Annotated in this window: 17 protein-coding genes; 10 read left to right on the forward strand and 7 right to left on the reverse strand. The window is 44.6% G+C overall.

The genetic code is table 11. The annotated features are described in order from the left end of the window. Positions 1-57: 57 nt before the first annotated feature. The 3 genes from AC3E9V_RS15330 to AC3E9V_RS15340 form a co-directional block, all read right to left on the reverse strand. Positions 58-582: a hypothetical protein gene (locus tag AC3E9V_RS15330; RefSeq protein ID WP_488749010.1), complete on the reverse strand. Its 525-nt coding sequence runs from the start codon at positions 580-582 to the stop codon at positions 58-60. A gap of 184 nt (positions 583-766) precedes the next feature. Beyond that, on the reverse strand, positions 767-1,414 hold the full coding sequence (locus tag AC3E9V_RS15335; RefSeq protein WP_488749011.1) for an XAC2610-related protein: 648 nt from the start codon (positions 1,412-1,414) through the stop codon (positions 767-769). Positions 1,415-1,697: 283 nt separating this feature from the next. Beyond that, the gene (locus AC3E9V_RS15340) at positions 1,698-2,324 is read right to left on the reverse strand and encodes a toxin-antitoxin system YwqK family antitoxin (RefSeq protein WP_488749012.1); all 627 of its coding nucleotides are present in this window, start codon (positions 2,322-2,324) and stop codon (positions 1,698-1,700) included. A gap of 54 nt (positions 2,325-2,378) precedes the next feature. Here AC3E9V_RS15340 and AC3E9V_RS15345 point away from each other — a divergent pair, with 54 nt between their 5' ends. The 6 genes from AC3E9V_RS15345 to AC3E9V_RS15370 all read left to right on the forward strand — a co-directional run bounded on the left by AC3E9V_RS15345 (position 2,379) and on the right by AC3E9V_RS15370 (position 9,934). Further along, positions 2,379-3,188, forward strand: a complete 810-nt coding sequence (locus AC3E9V_RS15345; RefSeq protein ID WP_488749013.1) for a PorV/PorQ family protein — start codon at positions 2,379-2,381, stop codon at positions 3,186-3,188. Beyond that, positions 3,185-5,236, forward strand: a complete 2,052-nt coding sequence (locus tag AC3E9V_RS15350) for a ComEA family DNA-binding protein (protein WP_488749014.1) — start codon at positions 3,185-3,187, stop codon at positions 5,234-5,236. Before AC3E9V_RS15345 ends, AC3E9V_RS15350 begins: the two co-directional genes overlap by 4 nt. Before the next feature lie 78 nt (positions 5,237-5,314). Beyond that, positions 5,315-6,943 carry an Ig-like domain-containing protein gene (locus AC3E9V_RS15355; RefSeq protein ID WP_488749015.1) on the forward strand — a complete coding sequence of 543 codons (1,629 nt, stop codon included), beginning with the start codon at positions 5,315-5,317 and terminating at the stop codon, positions 6,941-6,943. Positions 6,944-7,218: 275 nt separating this feature from the next. After that, entirely contained in the window at positions 7,219-7,824 is a 606-nt protein-coding gene (locus AC3E9V_RS15360) for a nitroreductase family protein (RefSeq protein ID WP_488749016.1), read from the forward strand. Positions 7,825-8,207: 383 nt separating this feature from the next. Beyond that, positions 8,208-8,927, forward strand: a complete 720-nt coding sequence (locus tag AC3E9V_RS15365; RefSeq protein WP_488749017.1) for a pirin family protein — start codon at positions 8,208-8,210, stop codon at positions 8,925-8,927. A gap of 278 nt (positions 8,928-9,205) precedes the next feature. Then, positions 9,206-9,934 carry a carbon-nitrogen hydrolase family protein gene (locus tag AC3E9V_RS15370; protein ID WP_488749018.1) on the forward strand — a complete coding sequence of 243 codons (729 nt, stop codon included), beginning with the start codon at positions 9,206-9,208 and terminating at the stop codon, positions 9,932-9,934. A gap of 231 nt (positions 9,935-10,165) precedes the next feature. On the opposite strand, the gene AC3E9V_RS15375 is transcribed toward AC3E9V_RS15370, so the two are convergent. Then, positions 10,166-11,344 carry a S41 family peptidase gene (locus tag AC3E9V_RS15375; RefSeq protein WP_488749019.1) on the reverse strand — a complete coding sequence of 393 codons (1,179 nt, stop codon included), beginning with the start codon at positions 11,342-11,344 and terminating at the stop codon, positions 10,166-10,168. A gap of 96 nt (positions 11,345-11,440) precedes the next feature. Between AC3E9V_RS15375 and AC3E9V_RS15380 the strand changes: the two genes are divergently transcribed. Further along, on the forward strand, positions 11,441-12,013 hold the full coding sequence (locus AC3E9V_RS15380) for a pentapeptide repeat-containing protein (protein WP_488749020.1): 573 nt from the start codon (positions 11,441-11,443) through the stop codon (positions 12,011-12,013). 3 nt (positions 12,014-12,016) lie between these two features. Here the strand turns inward: AC3E9V_RS15380 and AC3E9V_RS15385 are convergent, their stop codons facing one another. The 3 genes from AC3E9V_RS15385 to AC3E9V_RS15395 all read right to left on the reverse strand — a co-directional run bounded on the left by AC3E9V_RS15385 (position 12,017) and on the right by AC3E9V_RS15395 (position 14,138). Next, positions 12,017-12,781 (reverse strand): membrane or secreted protein, encoded by a 765-nt coding sequence (locus tag AC3E9V_RS15385; RefSeq protein WP_488749021.1) that lies wholly within the window; start codon positions 12,779-12,781, stop codon positions 12,017-12,019. Between the two features lie 61 nt (positions 12,782-12,842). Then, on the reverse strand, positions 12,843-13,817 hold the full coding sequence (locus tag AC3E9V_RS15390; RefSeq protein ID WP_488749022.1) for an isoaspartyl peptidase/L-asparaginase family protein: 975 nt from the start codon (positions 13,815-13,817) through the stop codon (positions 12,843-12,845). Between the two features lie 120 nt (positions 13,818-13,937). After that, complete coding sequence (locus tag AC3E9V_RS15395; protein ID WP_488749023.1) at positions 13,938-14,138, reverse strand: helix-turn-helix transcriptional regulator; 201 nt, start codon at positions 14,136-14,138, stop codon at positions 13,938-13,940. 134 nt (positions 14,139-14,272) lie between these two features. On the opposite strand from AC3E9V_RS15395, the gene AC3E9V_RS15400 reads away from it, so the two are divergent. The 3 genes from AC3E9V_RS15400 (at position 14,273) to AC3E9V_RS15410 (ending at position 16,531) form a co-directional block, all read left to right on the forward strand. Next, the gene (locus AC3E9V_RS15400) at positions 14,273-15,574 is read left to right on the forward strand and encodes an amidohydrolase (RefSeq protein ID WP_488749024.1); all 1,302 of its coding nucleotides are present in this window, start codon (positions 14,273-14,275) and stop codon (positions 15,572-15,574) included. A 19-nt stretch (positions 15,575-15,593) separates the two neighbouring features. Continuing rightward, entirely contained in the window at positions 15,594-15,974 is a 381-nt protein-coding gene (locus AC3E9V_RS15405; protein WP_488753670.1) for a putative signal transducing protein, read from the forward strand. A 197-nt stretch (positions 15,975-16,171) separates the two neighbouring features. After that, the gene (locus AC3E9V_RS15410; protein ID WP_488749025.1) at positions 16,172-16,531 is read left to right on the forward strand and encodes a hypothetical protein; all 360 of its coding nucleotides are present in this window, start codon (positions 16,172-16,174) and stop codon (positions 16,529-16,531) included. Positions 16,532-16,568: the final 37 nt, after the last annotated feature.

A 16,568-nucleotide genomic window follows, 5' to 3' on the forward strand; every position in this document is an offset into this window, starting at 1 on the left:
CTACAGTTTCCTGAGTGCACTCCCAAGCTTAGAGAGGCATATAACCTATAGTACTTATTATATGGCTGTTTTAATTTCCGTCAAAGGCTTATCGAATAGGTTTCTTATAAATTTTGGATATCGGATGTAGTCAGCAGATTTGAATTCAATGTTCTGAGTTCGGTAGTTTTCTGACCATTTTTGGAAATTAGAAATATCTCCGGAGTTGTTGCCAAAGAAACAAAATCGGTATCGCTTTGTAATTGTTTCAAATTGAATATAGTTGCCATCTCCAAAACTTGTTGTCGTTTTCCAGCCGAGGAATCCATAGGGCTGCTCTTCGCCATAATACCCTGCATAGCTGTAAATGACTTTTTTCAATTCATCGAGACTGAGTTGGCTCTCTGAATTACTTTCGAAATTTTTTATTAAAACACCTTCCGTGGTAAAACAGAAACTACCTATTTCTTTATAGTCCTCATTGTAGATATGATGAATTACAGATCCGACAATAACAATTCCAGTTGGTGCCAATGCTGTAAAATATGAGAGTTCAATATAGTTGGAGATAATCCAGGTAGTTACTATGGAACCAATTATCATTGCCCATCTTATAGGCCTGTTCTTGTTGTGTTGAAGAATGACGAATTCCCTCATAGTATGTCTCAACTGGCCGCCTCTAATGCCACATAACGATCAGCTAAAATCCGTAGGCCTGACAGTTAATTTCTTTAAAAATATCGGATTCAAATGCCCTTTGCAAGTAGCTCAGTAAGCCTATGGATTTTTAGCGCCTGTTATGCGCTCTTTCAGCTTTAATGAGCTCAATTTCAGTATTTATAAGAGAATCAACATGGTTATCATCAAGTTCAAAAAACTCTATTTGATGACCTAGTTCAATAAGTTCGTTGTTCAAATCAATTTCGTAGAAGTTCATAAATGGTGGACTAGATAAGACAAAACTTTGAATTAACCTATTCACTGAATCAGGTCTAGGATTTCCAATTCTCTTGAATCCGTCCACATATTCCAATGTTTTGTTTTCCTTGTTGACAATATAAAGATGCAAACCATAATTACCTCTGGGGTCTGTTCCAGCCTGAAGTGCGACATCTTGTATTCCGTCAAAGTTGAAATCGATAAATTCAAAGTTTAACTCAGGTTCCGCTGTAATTGAGTTCTTGGCGAACAATGTGTCAGCAATCACAGTATCAAGACTATTCCCAGTTAATTTGAAGAGGTTAACTATGACTGTTGGATGGTTGCTATTGTATGAGTTGGTTGTATCAAATGTTGTTAATGTCAAAAAACATCCCTCGAAAATTTCTAGCTTCTTAAAGTATTTGGAATCTTCTCGTTCAACTAATTCAATAGTTGACTGAACGTTCGAAGTATAAAAAATAAAGAAGCTAAAAAGGAAGATTAGAGTTTTCATCGACTTTTGCGCATAACATCCGGATAACCCAATAAAACCTTGGGTTATTTCTGCAATAGTTACACTAATCTAGTAGATTCTTGATGCCGGACAAAACATTAGATGCCACGTGTGTCGGAATGGTAATTGTTAAACCGTTCGAACCTTGGGACATACATCCCGGCTGTATTCATTGATTATTTCCTAATTCAAGCTTTTGATAAAACTCTTCAGCGCAAAGCAAACCTCTCAATTAATCATTCAAACCAGCATAGCTCCCCTAACCTTACGAGAACCTTCAAGTTCAAAATACCTTCCACTTTTTCCTTTTGCCAGACTTTCTGAAAAAGTACCACTGCCCTACCCGCTCACCGTTTTCATAATTTCCCTCATAGGTTTGCCGCCCCTTTTCGTCATAAAACTTCCAAAGTCCGTCCTCCTTTCCCTGGCTAAAATGGCCCTCCTGGTACAGTGTCCCGTCCTTATAATAAAAGGTCCATTTACCATGAGGAAGACCCTCTTCGTAATTACCCACTCGCTTGAGCTGACCATTTTCAAAATAAAACTTCCATTCGCCCTCATAAAGGGAATTTTTGTAACGGCCCACCTTCTCAACCACCCCATTTGAGTGGTAATAGGTAGCGCTGTCCTGCAGCTGCCCCATATCCCACTGCTCACGGCCAATCAGATTGCCATTGAAATCATAGTATTCCTGGGTCCCATGCAGAAAGTCCGCCTCATAATGCAGCCTGGCATTGATGGTGCCGTCAGGATAATAGATCACCCACTCCCCCAAACGAACAGCCCCGTCTTTTTCACCTACAGACTTAATGGACCCGTCTTTATAATAAGCCGTGTCCGGGAGGCTTTGGCCAAAGGACGGAAATATTAATCCCACACCCAGAAAAGCAATGAAAATAACTTTTTTCATACCTCAATTTAAGAATCAGTTGACATAAAGCGTTGAAAATCTTATTTTGGCGCCATGAACCGCCTGACTGTATTGTTTTTGTTCCTTACAGCCACAGCAGTTGCACAAGATGGAGTGTTTTCTCTTGGCTCCCGGCATGCCGGACTGGGAGGCGCCACCACCACCTACCATGATGCCTGGTCGGCTTTTAACAATGTGGGAGGTTTTGGCGCTTTAAAGAAGACAACTGCTTATGCATCCTATCAGAATCGTTACGGCATCAGCAGCTTCCAGGTAACCGGAGGCGGATTCAATTACCACTCAAAAATTGGCAATCTGGGAGTCAAATACTACAGGTTTGGAGACCACCTTTTCAGTCAGCAGCTGGCCGGGCTGGTATTCGGAAACCGGTTTCAGATGGTAAGTCTGGGAGGAGGCATCAACGTGGTGCAGACAGCCGCAGAAGGACAAAAATCGGACAGGATCATCGCTTTGGAGTTTGGCGGAAGAGCTGAGATCAGCCCGCAATTACTGTTCGGAGCTCATATCTTCAACATCAGGCATTCTCATGAGCTGCCGACTACCATGAAAGCCGGCATCTCCTACCTCCCCATTGCTTCGCTGAGATTAAATGCTGAAGTCGAAAAACAGCTGGATGTGCGTGAAGTCTTTAAGACCGGGCTTGAATACCGCGTTTTGGAAAGCCTGTACCTGCGAACCGGGATCAACATTCATTCCAGTGAAATCCGCCAAACCCAGGTAAGATCCCATTTCGGCTTTGGGTTTAACCCCGGTTTTATCATTGTCGATTACGCATTTTCCAGCCACAGCAGCCTCGGTGCAGTTCATGAGGTTTCACTGACATACGAATTTAATCCTTCATGAGGTCAGTCTTTACCGTACTTTTATCAGGTTTAGCTTCTGCATTTTTAATGGCCCAACCAAACAGGGAAATTGACCTTGAAGACTTTGCCGAACAGCGATTTCAGGTCCAGGACCATGAGTTGGATTATGAAACCCTTTATGAGTCACTCCTTTTATACCACACAAACCCGCTGAATTTAAATAAAGCGACCAGGGAGGAGATTGCTTCCCTTTATATCCTAAGTCCCGGAGAGTTGAACAATTTGTTGGACTACAGAGAACAACATGGACCGTTTATTTCTTTGTACGAACTTCAAGCTGTTCCGGACTTGCCCCGGGAACGTATCCGCGAGCTCCTGCCTTTTGTGACGGTCACCTCCATCAACGACCCGCGCCCACTGCTCAAACGAATCACATCCGCAGAAAACGCATACTTACTACTGCGGTATTCCAGAACACTGGAAAAGCGTGAAGGCTACCGGAGAGAAAATAAAAGCGGATACGCAGGTGATCCTAATAAACTCTACGGACGGTTAAGGATAAGCCAGCCAAACGATTTTAGTCTGGGCCTCACCTTTGAAAAAGATGACGGGGAGCAGCTGACCTGGAACAAAAAAAACCGGCAATATGGATTTGATTATTACTCCGCGCATTTTTTCATCGAGAATCAGGGCAAGCTCGATGCCCTGGTCATTGGCGATTACCAGCTCCAGTTTGGTCAGGGGCTGGTGTTGGGTTCCGGGTTTACCCCGGGAAAAGGCGCCGAAACCACCAATACAGTAAAACGCAATACCATTGGCATCAGGCCCTACACTTCCGTGCTGGAATCGGGATTTTTCCGGGGAGCTGCTGCTACTATGGCTTTTGGCAGGATAAAAGCCACCTCATTTTTCTCTGCACTCAAACAAGACGCGAACCTCGTAAATGACACCACATACTCAGACTTTGAAGAGTTTATCAACTCCATTCAGGCGACCGGATACCACAGAACCTCAAGGGAGCTTTCAGCCAAAAACCAGATCCGGGAGCTGTCGGGTGGCTTTGGATTGCAGTTTGACGTGAATCACCGCCTTTCTATCGGCGGTACAGGCTTGTATTCGTATTACTCCCGGCCGCTTCAGAAAAAACCAAATAATTACAATCAATTTGAGTTCTCCGGAAACCAAAACGGGCTGACCAGCCTGTTTGCTAACTACAACTGGCAAAACATGATCTTCTTTGGTGAAGCCGCCATTTCAAAGTCCGGTGGATTTGGAGGAGTGGGCGGATTGATAGCCTCGCTGACTCCAAAGCTGGATTTCAGCTGGGTGATCCGGCATTACGACAAAGATTATCATTCTTTTTACGGAAATGCTTTTAGTGAAAACTCCCGCGTGATCAATGAAAAGGGATTGTACTGGGGTATAAAATTTTCGCCAAGCCGCAAGTACAAAGTGTCAGCCTATTTTGATCGATTCATATTTCCATGGTTAAAATACCGGGTAGAGGCCCCTTCCGATGGCTATGAATACCTCGGGAGGTTTACCTACAAGCCATCCAGGTCGATCTCAATGTATGCCCAATACCGGGTGGAGCATAAAGAAAGAACAGAGGCCGTGGGTAGCGAAAACATCAACGAGCTGATCCCAACCAGAAAAGCCAACTACCTCTTCAATATTGATTATAAGATCGGGCGAAGGTTTCGCATGAAAACGAGGGTGCAGGGATCCAGCTACAAGGAGACCAGTAAGCGAACGACAGGAATAGCCATTATTCAGGATCTCAATGTGAAGTTTAAGCAACTGAAACTGAGTACCCGCTTTGCGGTGTTCGAAACGAGTAATTTTGAAAACAGACAATATGTCTACGAAAGGGATGTTTTATATGCATTTTCAATACCGACCTACCAGGAGACCGGCGCCAGATCCTACCTGCTGGCTCAATACAATGTCACCAGGAACCTTCGGCTTTATGCTCGATACGCTCGCTTTAAATATGCTGACCAGGAAACGATCAGTTCCGGACTAAATGAGATCGAAGGAGATCAGCAATCAGAGATCAAACTGATGGTCCGGTTGAAATTGCAGTGATTTGTCAGGAGATAAACATTGGGTATGATTGAATCGATGGTGTAATCGAAGGAGTTAATAATTGATTAAATTAGAAAAATGACCCGTCATTGTATTTTTTTCATATTGCTATTGGCATCTGCGCCATGCTGGGCTCACGTAAATCTTACCTATCCCGAAGGAGGTGAAGTGTTCCATCCTGGAGAAGTTATCACGATCTCATGGGAGCTTGCTGTTCAGCATGACCAGAAAAACTGGCACCTGAAACTTAGTACGGATGGCGGCAACACCTGGACCACTATTGCTGACAACCTGCCTGTAAGTCAATTGGAATTGGAGTGGCCCGTACCCAACATAGAAGTCTCCGATGCCCGGATCAAAGTAATTCAAGACAATAACGGTGGGAATTACTCAGCTGAAAGCGGGAATTTTGTGATAACCTCAGGCAGCAGCGAAGGAGCTATGCTGACAGCGGGTGCTTCTGAAGTGACTTTTGGATACCTCGAGCCCATGCATAATTCAACAGAATCCATTACCCTCATGAACACGGGGACAGCTGATCTTACTATTACAGATATTTCAGGACTTACTGCTCCATTTTTTATCACACACCCAGCATTGCCCTTTGATATTCCTGCTGATAATGAACTACAGGTTGAACTAACATTTTCTCCTGATAAAACAGGGGCATTTAGTCAAAAACTTGTTGTCAACAGTAATGCTCCTAACGGAACAGTTGAAATAACCGTTCAGGGGGAATCCATCACCCTCCAAAAGGCTGAAGCAACTGTATGTTATGCCGTGACCGGCATCAATGATGGAGGACGCTTACTCGAAGTGAGTTTATCTGATGGCTCAGCCTCACTTGTAACGAATATGGAGGGCCTGGACCTTTCGACGGCAGTTGCCGTAAATACTGACGGTTTCTTGTTTAGCATAAACGCAGAGCATCAGGAACTGATCAAAGTAGATGCTGAAGATGGACGAGCCATTAAGGTAATGGATACGGAGCTCAGTGATGTAGCAATGGATTTTGGTAGTGACGACCTGCTCTATGTGGTAGGCACTGAATCTACAGGTGATCGAAAGCTCTTTACAATTGATGTACAAGCAAAAAACATACAGACACTCGGTCCGGTAGACGTACGCCTTACTGGTATTAGCAGAGACCCTCTTACCGATATGATATATGGAGTAGATGCAAGCGGAGAGCTTTACACCCTGGATAAAACCGATGGCGCTGTTTCCCCGATAGGATCTATTGGGGTTGAGAATGTAACCGATATCGCTTTTGACATGGATGGTGCTCTCTATGCTGTAGCCGGTGGAGGTAAAAGTTCTGACAATGAGTTACTGACCATTGACAAAACCAATGGTTCACTCCTGGCCATTATCGGCAATACTGGTTTTACGGCAATCAGTGGAATGACTATCTCCCCAGGTACGATTATCAATAACCCTTTATCTGTTGATGCTACAAACATTAATTTATTTCCAAATCCATTTACAAGTCAACTATCTATGAATTTTGGAGGTACCATACCCGATCGAGTTGATATCTATACTATTAGTGGAGCTTTGATCAATACTTTCCATCCTAACAAACCCACATTTATATGGAATGCCAAAGACCAGCATGATCATCCCATAAACAATGGAGTTTACCTATTAAGGATCACATTGGATGATAAGGAAATAATAAGGAAAGTAGTAAAAACCACAAAGTAGAAGCACACACCCATTATCATCAAGTATTTGATTTTCACCCTGAGATGTGCTCTCGCAAACCATTACAAGTGTTGCTGTGAAGAGGACTTCCATAGGTTTAGCAACTTCAGAAAACTTAGGAGGCATTCCTCAAGCAGTTAGATACATACACCGTTTTTCTGAAACTATAGGATATCCAAACAGTCTACCACATATTACAGAGAATTTAGGATCAGATCCATTTATATGTAACTACATTTAATGTATAATCGTATATTGTTACAAACGACAGAAAAATGGAAACAGCTACTTTAAATAAACACGCAAAAACGGATTACGCCATACTGGATGTGCTTGCTAACCGATGGAGTCCGAGGGCTTTTGACGACCGGCCAGTAGAAGCAGAAACGCTAAACAAACTTTTTGAAGCTGCCAGGTGGGCTGCCTCCAGCATGAACGAGCAGCCCTGGAGATTTATCTATGCTCACAAAGGCAGTGAAGCCCACGATAAGATCGTTGAGACTTTGATGGAAGGAAATAAAACCTGGGCAAAGGAAGCTCCGGTGCTCCTGATCACGTTTATCAAAACATATTTTGACCGCAGTGGTGCTCCAAACGTTTCAGCCCCACACGATCTGGGTTTAGCTATTGGTAATTTAAGCGCTCAGGCAACACATGAAGGAATAGGTTTGCATCAAATGGGTGGTTTTTCTCGAGAGAAAGCTGAATCACTTTTTGAGATCCCGGAAGGATACCAGGCAGTGACTGCTGTAGCGCTGGGATACTTTGGAGATCCTGACAGCCTGCCTGAAGGATTGCGGGAAAGGGAGTATGGTGAACGAAAGCGTTTACCCGTGAGTGATTTTGCCTTTGACGGATCATTCAAAAATGGACAGAAATGAGCTTGATGCCGGGGACTTGCCGTCCGGGACTATCAGCCTGTTGGAGACAACTCCAACAGGGGCATCGGACTGAATATGAATATAAGTTTTCGGCCAAAAGCCATTGGCAGTAGGCAGTAAGTAAAAAGCATCCCGAGGCTTCGGGAGGCAAAAAAGAAATCCCGAAGGGATGAAATAATTATAGCTTTTGGCACAAAAGTCAAAACAACCCCGAAGGGGTGATATAAACACAATAGGGCAAAAGGTCCCTCTCCTTTTCCCCAAGGGATGCCTTCGGCAAGGGGCGCCCGGCAAGGGGCGCCCGGCAAGGGTGAGGGCTAACAACTAACAGCTAAGAGCTAAGAGCTAAAAGCTAAAAGCTAATTTCTAAACACATGAACACTATGAATACAATTACCCACAAAGCCGACACCAGAGGCACAGCCTTTTTCGGATGGCTGCATAGCCGACATACATTTAGCTTTGGGAGATACTATGATCCCGATCGGCTAAACTTTGGTGCCTTGAGAGTACTCAATGACGATATAGTAGAAGGTGGAATGGGCTTTGGCACCCACCCGCACGACAATATGGAGATCGTTTCCATCCCTTTACAGGGAGACCTGGAGCATAAGGACAGCACCGGAAACACCGAGGTAATCCGGCAGGGAGACGTGCAGATCATGAGTGCGGGATCGGGGCTTACTCATTCGGAGTACAACCACTCCAAAACAGATAAAGTCAACTTCCTGCAGATCTGGGTGCTACCGAAAGAAAGGGACATTGAACCGAGATACCAGCAGATCACGTTTACCCCTGAAGACCGGAAAAACAAGCTGCAAACAGTGGTAGCTCCGGATGACGATAAGGCCCTGTGGATCAATCAGGATGCGTGGTTCACACGGACAGACCCGGAGGCAGGGAAAGAAATCACTTACGACCTCCACAAACCTGGAGATGGTGTTTATGCTTTTTTGATCGAAGGGGAAATTTCCATTAATGGAGAGGCTTTAGCCAAACGAGATGGAATGGGTTTTACGGAGGTGGAAAAACTGGAGATCAAAGCCTCAAAAGATGCGGAACTCCTGTTGATTGAGGTACCCATGATCAAAAGTCCGTTTTGAAGAGCTCTGTCAGGATAGAGGTTTAGGTTAGTTTGCTTTGATGGTGTGTACGACAGTTTTACGAAAAAATGACCCCGGCGTTATAAGAGGTTTTCACACAAAAACACCAATATTCCCCTCCCGAAGCTTCGGGAAGAAAAAGGGGTGCAGGGGAATGTTTATAAGCAAGTTTGTTTTTGTGTGAAAATTGTTGGGGACATTCAGGAATGCAAAACTGTCGTGCACCCCTTTGATGCCATTTCATTTTACGCTAATTTCCCCATAAAGTAACCACCCTCATGAAGATCTGCATTGCTCAGACAAAGCCCAGGCCGGGAAATATTGCTGAAAATATTGAGCGGCATCAAGCCTTTGTCCACTCTGCAATTGGCGAAAAGGCGGATCTGATCATTTTTCCGGAACTTTCTCTCACAGGGTATGAACCCACATTGGCAAATAGCCTGGCTATGGATATCAGGGATAACCGATTGGATGTATTCCGGGAGTTTAGCGATAACCATGAAATAACCATTGGCGTAGGCGCTCCTACAAAAAATAAGAGCGGTATTTGCATCAGTATGATCCTTTTTCATCCGGGCAAGCAAAGAACGATCTATTCAAAGCATTACCTTCATGAGGACGAAAAGCCATACTTCATTCCGGGCGCTAACACTAAATTTCCTGAGGAACTCAGTAGTATCAGTTTAGCCATTTGCTACGAGCTATCAGTTCCGGAACACGCCGAAGAGGCTGCTCAAACAGGTTCTTCGATCTACCTGGCGAGTGTAGCCAAAACAGCCAGGGGAGTAGAAAGGGCTCATAAAAGACTTGCAGCCATTGCACGGAATTATGCGATGACAGTATTGATGTCAAATGCTGTCGGGCCAGCTGATGGAGATACCTGCGCCGGACAATCTGCAATCTGGGATAGAAACGGTCAGTTGGTTGATCAGCTGGATGAAGCCAATGAGGGGCTTTTGATCCTGGATACGGAAAAAGCCACAACCAGACAGATAACTTTAAAGTAATTTCAGTTCGATATAATAAAAAAAAACCTATCTAAACGTCCCAGTTCCACTGCGGCTCAAAGCCTTTTCTTGTTGGGAGTGTGGAGGGAAAAGGCGTGGAGTCTTTCAAAATCGAAAGAGATTCCACGCCTGCCTGCCGGCATAGGCAGGGCTTCCAGCTCGCAAACAGCCCTGCGAGCCTCTGAATGACCGTTTTTTGTTTTTTATTAAAGTGCTTACGTCGAGTTCACATTAAAGTAATTTCAGTGCGGTAATCAAATAAATATCCCTTCGCACACGCTCCTCCACAGATAGTTTTGAATATGCCAGGTAGGCGCTATCCTCCTGTTCCACCAGGATATCGGGAAGTATCCCCCTGGCCTGCCAGCTTTTCCCCGCTGGAGAATACATCGCGCTGGTGATAAACTTCACCCGGTAATCATTGCTCAAAGTATATGTCGTTTCTATCACTCCCTTTCCAAAGGTTTTGGTACCAATGATCGTGGCACGCTGATGGTCCTGAAATGCAGAAGCAATAATTTCACTGGCTGAGGCGGTCTTCTCATCAATCAATACGACCAGATCAAAGTCAAAGCTATCCTCCCGGTCCGCAGCGATCGGTTTGGCCTCATCCGATCGAGTCAGCGTTCTGATAATAATGTTTCTGGGCTCCAAAAACAGATTGGCCACTTTGACTCCTTCGTTTAACACTCCGCCGGTATTGTGTCTGAGATCCAGTATAATATCTTCTATGCCGGCAGCTTTTAACCTGGAGAGTTCGGCTTCCAGCTGGTCGGCTAAGCCCAGATAGATCTTGTGAACCTCTACTAACGCTGTGGAACGACCCGGAATGATATTGACCTCCAGGTTGCTCACCTTAAAACTTTCCCGGGTAAGGTTTATATCAAAAACCTCTACGTCCCGGTTGACAGTCAGTGTGACCTCTGAGCCGGGAGGCCCCTCAAGCTTTTCATTTACTTCCGCTACTGTGATGCCCTTCAGTGGTTGTTTGTCAATTCTCAGTATCCTGTCATATACCTGAAGTTTGCCCTTTGCAGGAGAGTTCTCTTCTATTTCGGTCACAGTCAGGCTTCCGGTATTAGAGTCAAAGGTGCTTTTAATTCCTAAGGAAACATCCACGCCTTTTAGCGAGTTGAGGATCTTCTCATACTCCTCAGCAGTCCAGATCGTGGCCAGATCAGGCGATTCCGGTGGAGAAATATGGCGAAGCATTCCTTTTATAGCTGCCCAGTAAAGATCAGATTCACTCAGCTCAGTATAGTAGTTTTTTAAGATCATGCCCTTTACTTCCTCAAATAAAGCCTGCGGACTATCCAGCTTATGCTTTACCCCCACAGGGAAAAGGGCTTTTTGCTGAGCTGAAACAAGCTGTATTGTATAAAGAGAGATGATGAAAATGAATAATCTCATTCGGTATACTATTGATAAAATTGAATAGGTAAGTTAGTTTAGAGATATAAATGTTCCCAATCAGTTGTTTTCAGACATTTAAAAAGAAAAGCCTCCATGGAAAAGACCTACTCCTCAGACGAGGAATTTAAAAATAAAGATTTTTCTACTACTCCACTTCCAAAAGGCGATTACGAAAGCTGCTCCTTTTCAGGTTGCAATTTTTCCGGTACGGACCTGTCTGACTTCCAATTTATCGAGTGCGACTTCAGGGATTGTGATTTTACCAATGCAAAACTTCTGGGCACCGGGCTAAAAGAAGTCAGTTTCAAAACCTGTAAACTCATGGGGTTGCAGTTTGACATCTGTAGTCCCTTCCTGCTGGCTATGAATTTTGAAAACTGTCAGCTTGACCTCTCATCGTTTTATAACCTGGATCTTCGAAACTGTAGTTTTGATCAATGCAGCATGCAGGAAACAGACCTTACTCAGGCAAACCTGTCCAGGGCTGTGATAACCGATTGTGACCTTGATAAAGCCACTTTTGATCATACCAACCTGGAAAAAGCTGACTTGCGAAACTCCTGTAATTTCCAAATAGACCCGGAGATCAACCAAATAAAAGGAGCCTGCATTTCACGGGATGCGCTGATCGGCTTGCTTGCCCGCTACCAACTGAAAATCAGCTGAAAACTATTCAGCCTCATCAATCCACTTTCTTGGAGTCCATATCTCATAGAGCGGCTCACCCCTGCTGCTAAGTCCGCTGTGATGCCACTCCCCACTATCCAGTGCATAGGTGAACTCGAGTGATGCACCTACACGACTACTATCACGTGAGAAAAAGTCAATGTTTTCCGTATAGGTGCTATCGCCAGTAGTATACGTACCACCTCCGGTACCATGAAATTGTTTGGTTTCCGTATTGTAAGCAATCCACTGAAAGCGGGTGCCTGAGAGGATTTTCATGGTTTTCCGGACTCCCGGTGTTCTGCGACTGATTTCCCCATCTCGTTCCCTTCCGGTGATCAACCAGGCGCCATTAAGCTCTCCGGGAGTTCCGTCATCCAGCCTCGTCCAAACCAGAATTTCATCCGCAAATGTCAGTGAATCTCCACTGAAAGTAAATTTCTGAGCGTTTGCGGTACCTACTTTGGCCGTGTCTGTAGTAAAGTACTCGTAGGTTTCCACGAAATGGCCGCTATCCAGTTTCCAGGAGCCACCAGCCGCTCCGACAAACACTTTCTTGTCCTCATTAAACGTAGCTGTACTGAAATAACCATCAGTGACAATGGCAACGATATTGAAAGATCCTGAATCTGTCTGAATGGTGGCCTCCCAGGCTCCGATAAACCGTTCGGGACTGGCTAAAGATTCTTCAGCAGATTCGTTGCTTGTAGAGGTGGAGGTACACGCTCCTATGACCAGGAGTGATACCGCCAATAATGTATTTCTCATAGTTGAAGAGTTAGGTCTTTCTTAAAATTACCCAATCCTCCATGGAAACACAATTTGTTCCTCATTCCAGGATAAACTTTGAATCCACGAGTTCTTGCATTTCCGGCTCATGGATGGCATAATTAAACCCTTTCCGTAAACTATAGCCTCCATAGGTTCCATTCTTATCAAGGGCTATAAATCCCACCTGCAGGTATTCCAGCTCATCTCTGCGCTCATAAAGCTTAGCGATCCGCTCGGTAACTTCTTTACATGCTGCTTCCGGGCTTTTACCCTGACGCATCAGCTCCACTACCATGGCGCTTCCGGCCGTCCGCATGACTGCCTCACCCAGGCCTGTTGCAGCAGCTGCTCCTATCTCATTATCCAGAAACAATCCGGCACCTATGATCGGAGAGTCCCCCACACGGCCATGCATTTTGTAAGCAGCGCCGCTCGTGGTGCATGCTCCGGCCAGGTCTCCATTCTGATCCAGGGCCAGTGTACTGATGGTGTCGTGATTTTCAATGTTGATGATCGGTTCGTACTCCGACTGTTTCAACCACTCCTTATAAGCTTTTTCAGCTTCAGGGGTCAGCAGATCCTCTTCCTTAAAACCCTCTGCCCTGGCAAAGGCCAGCGCCCCCTGCCCTACCAACATCACATGAGGTGTTTTCTCCATCACTTTGCGAGCAACCGAAATCGGGTGAACGATATTTTGAAGAAAGGCAACAGAGCCGCAATCACTGTTTTTATCCATAATACAGGCATCCAGTGTGACTTTTCCCTCACGATCCGGAAAACCTCCACGCCCCACCGTCATAACCCTGGGGTCAGCTTCAACCACCCTTACGGCCTCTTCCACTGCATCCAGCGCCAGCTTTCCGCTATTTAAATCATTCCATACCGCATTATTAGCCGTTACTCCATGATTCCAGGTGGAAATAATGACAGGTTTTTTAATGGCTTTACTATTAGCAAAAGTCAGTGAGGGGAACGCTGCAGCTCCTGCAATACCAGCGGATACTTTACCAAGGAATGCTCTACGTCTGATCATGTGATTTCTTTGTTTAAATGATGATTGAAGTTAGTCATACTTGTTAAGTTATGTTGAATGATTATCGCGTACTATGGGTTTGATACAGATATTCCCCCCTTTTTCGGTAAAGGGGTCTCCTCAGTCATTTTCATCGAGCTTCATAAAGTCATTTACGGGTATACCAAAGATACCAGACATCTTCAATGCCAGGACCGTTGAGGGTACATACTTCCCTTTTTCGATTGAGTTGATGGTCTGCCTTGAAACACCCACCATTTCAGCCAGCTTCTCCTGCGTCAGATCCTTTTTTGCTCGCTCTACCTTAATGGTATTTTTCATTCCTTTAGCCTTAAAGTATAAAACAACACAATACCCAGGGACATGGAGATCACCATAAAGTCATATCCGGTTATCATGAAATCCCAAAATAGTTTGATTATTTTTAGAGATCATAAAATCAGAAATCCTAACCTATGAACAGAGCTTCTTCTATATTCTTTACCTTGCTTTTATCAGCCAGTGTAGCCCTTTCACAACCTCAGAAGGTTTCGGACAAAGCTAACAACCTTGCTGCTGAGATCGAATCCAAAATGATCGGGTGGCGTCATGACATCCACCAAAACCCCGAGCTGTCAAACCGGGAATTTGAAACGGCTGAAAAAATCGCTAATCACCTGAAGAGCTTAGGGCTGGAAGTACAGACTGAAGTAGCTAAAACCGGAGTTGTCGGTATCCTTAAGGGTGGAAAACCCGGACCGGTAGTGGGCCTCAGGGCTGATATTGATGCCCTGCCCGTCACAGAACGCGTAGATATCCCGTGGGCTTCCGAAGCAACCTCTACTTACAATGGAGTAGAAACAGGCGTAATGCATGCCTGTGGTCATGATACGCATGTTGCTATCCTGATGGCTACTGCTGAAGTTTTGTCCAGGATGAAGGCTGACCTGCGAGGTACCGTAAAATTTGTTTTTCAGCCTGCGGAAGAGGGACCTCCTCCGGGAGAAGAAGGCGGCGCTAAACTCATGGTGAAAGAAGGCGTCCTGAAAAATCCGGATGTAGACATTATGGTGGGCCTCCACATCAATGCTCAAACCCCGGTTGGAGAAATAAATTACAAATCCGGTGGTACCATGGCCGCAGCAGACCGGTGGGTAATGAAAATCTCAGGTAAGCAGTCCCACGGCTCCACACCCTGGACCAGTGTAGACCCTATTGCCACTGCCGGACAGATCATTACCGGCATGCAAACAGTCATCAGCCGAAATACCGAGCTGACCAAAGAGGCAGCCGTACTGTCTGTAGGCCTTATACGTGGTGGTGTCAGAAATAATATCATTCCCGAGGAAGTGGAAATGATCGGTACCATACGGACGTTGGATGAGGAAATGCAAAAGAAGCTCCATGAGGACTTCCGCAGAGTAGCCACTAACATCGGAGAAGCAATGGGAGCGAAAATAGACCTGGAGATTGTCAACCATGTACCTGTCACGTTTAATGACCCTGAACTCACCACCCGGCTGGTCCCTTACCTGGAAAAGGCCATTGGCTCAGAAAACGTGAAGGTCAGAAAAGCTATGACCGGAGCGGAGGACTTTTCTTTCTATGCCAATGAGGTTCCCAGCTTTTTCTTTTTCGTAGGCGGGTGTCCAAAAGACCGGGACCCTGCAGAGGTAGCTCCACATCATACACCTGACTTCTATGTAGCCGATGAGGGTATGATCACCGGGGTGAAGTGCATGCTGGCAGCTACGCTCGGTTATATGTATGCTAAATAAACCCCTTATGTCACGTTCTATGAGTTTATCCCTATTAACAACATATGACAACAGTATAACGGCTAACATGCTGAAATCAAAGCTTGAAAGTGAGGGAATTCCATGCTTTTTAAACAACGAGAACTTTACCAACATCATGCCTCACTTCTTTAACATGCTTGGAAGTGGAGTTAGAGTTATGGTTCCTACGGATCAACTTAAAAGAGCGAAGGAAATCGCAAAGCTTAACCAGGATGTTTTAACCTGTCCGAACTGCGGATCATCAGAAATTGAGAATTCGGTCGAGCGAATAACTAACAAATTAAAACTTGCGCTGATCGCAATTTTCCTGGTTCTGCCTATTGGCAACCTGCTTAACGACTACACATGTAAAGCGTGTCAACATCAATTTAAGAAGTAAGGTCCCTGAATACAGTGTCCTGAAGGTATTTTCCAGCAGAGGCACCTTCATTTCCCGCACAAAAAGCTTGTACTCTTCATAAAAAAACCTCTTTTAATCGAACTCAATAGCCGTTAATTGGTGTTAAAGGTATATTTACGTAACTTTATGGTAACATTAGGATAATATTAGGTTCATTTTTCAAAAGAGGAGGTCATATGGAAACAGTAGAAGAAATCGAACAAAAAATAGACGAGTTAAAGTGGAAATCACTTCCATTTTTTGAACGGCTTGTATGGAAAAAGGAACAAATTCACGATAAGAAATTTTACACAAAAAAGCGATTAAGGGAGCTGAGGTGGTTTGTGCTTTCCTGCAATGTACTACTGATCCTGTTTACAGCATTTAATGTTTACCTGCTGACCAATCCTGCGATAAGTACTGATTTCCGTGCATTTAGTTTATTGGTACTGGTAATTTTTCTAGCGCAAAAAGCAGAACTGAGCATGCGCCTGAATTTTTTAAAGGAAGCCCGGTTTTTAAAGCACCTTAAGAAAGAATTGAAAACGGAGAATTGAGAATTCTCAATTCCAATTCTCCATTCTTAACTCTCCA

Source organism: Marinoscillum sp. HNIBRBA16962 (assembly GCF_057801515.1).

Bases quoted from the DNA above. Each gene is read 5' to 3' on its own strand.
- AC3E9V_RS15330 (WP_488749010.1), bottom strand. From the start codon at position 582: ATGATAATTGGTTCCATAGTAACTACCTGGATTATCTCCAACTATATT.
- AC3E9V_RS15335 (WP_488749011.1), bottom strand. From the start codon at position 1,414: ATGAAAACTCTAATCTTCCTTTTTAGCTTCTTTATTTTTTATACTTCG.
- AC3E9V_RS15340 (WP_488749012.1), bottom strand. From the start codon at position 2,324: ATGAAAAAAGTTATTTTCATTGCTTTTCTGGGTGTGGGATTAATATTT.
- AC3E9V_RS15345 (WP_488749013.1), top strand. From the start codon at position 2,379: ATGAACCGCCTGACTGTATTGTTTTTGTTCCTTACAGCCACAGCAGTT.
- AC3E9V_RS15350 (WP_488749014.1), top strand. From the start codon at position 3,185: ATGAGGTCAGTCTTTACCGTACTTTTATCAGGTTTAGCTTCTGCATTT.
- AC3E9V_RS15355 (WP_488749015.1), top strand. From the start codon at position 5,315: ATGACCCGTCATTGTATTTTTTTCATATTGCTATTGGCATCTGCGCCA.
- AC3E9V_RS15360 (WP_488749016.1), top strand. From the start codon at position 7,219: ATGGAAACAGCTACTTTAAATAAACACGCAAAAACGGATTACGCCATA.
- AC3E9V_RS15365 (WP_488749017.1), top strand. From the start codon at position 8,208: ATGAATACAATTACCCACAAAGCCGACACCAGAGGCACAGCCTTTTTC.
- AC3E9V_RS15370 (WP_488749018.1), top strand. From the start codon at position 9,206: ATGAAGATCTGCATTGCTCAGACAAAGCCCAGGCCGGGAAATATTGCT.
- AC3E9V_RS15375 (WP_488749019.1), bottom strand. From the start codon at position 11,344: ATGAGATTATTCATTTTCATCATCTCTCTTTATACAATACAGCTTGTT.
- AC3E9V_RS15380 (WP_488749020.1), top strand. From the start codon at position 11,441: ATGGAAAAGACCTACTCCTCAGACGAGGAATTTAAAAATAAAGATTTT.
- AC3E9V_RS15385 (WP_488749021.1), bottom strand. From the start codon at position 12,781: ATGAGAAATACATTATTGGCGGTATCACTCCTGGTCATAGGAGCGTGT.
- AC3E9V_RS15390 (WP_488749022.1), bottom strand. From the start codon at position 13,817: ATGATCAGACGTAGAGCATTCCTTGGTAAAGTATCCGCTGGTATTGCA.
- AC3E9V_RS15395 (WP_488749023.1), bottom strand. From the start codon at position 14,138: ATGAAAAATACCATTAAGGTAGAGCGAGCAAAAAAGGATCTGACGCAG.
- AC3E9V_RS15400 (WP_488749024.1), top strand. From the start codon at position 14,273: ATGAACAGAGCTTCTTCTATATTCTTTACCTTGCTTTTATCAGCCAGT.
- AC3E9V_RS15405 (WP_488753670.1), top strand. From the start codon at position 15,594: ATGAGTTTATCCCTATTAACAACATATGACAACAGTATAACGGCTAAC.
- AC3E9V_RS15410 (WP_488749025.1), top strand. From the start codon at position 16,172: ATGGAAACAGTAGAAGAAATCGAACAAAAAATAGACGAGTTAAAGTGG.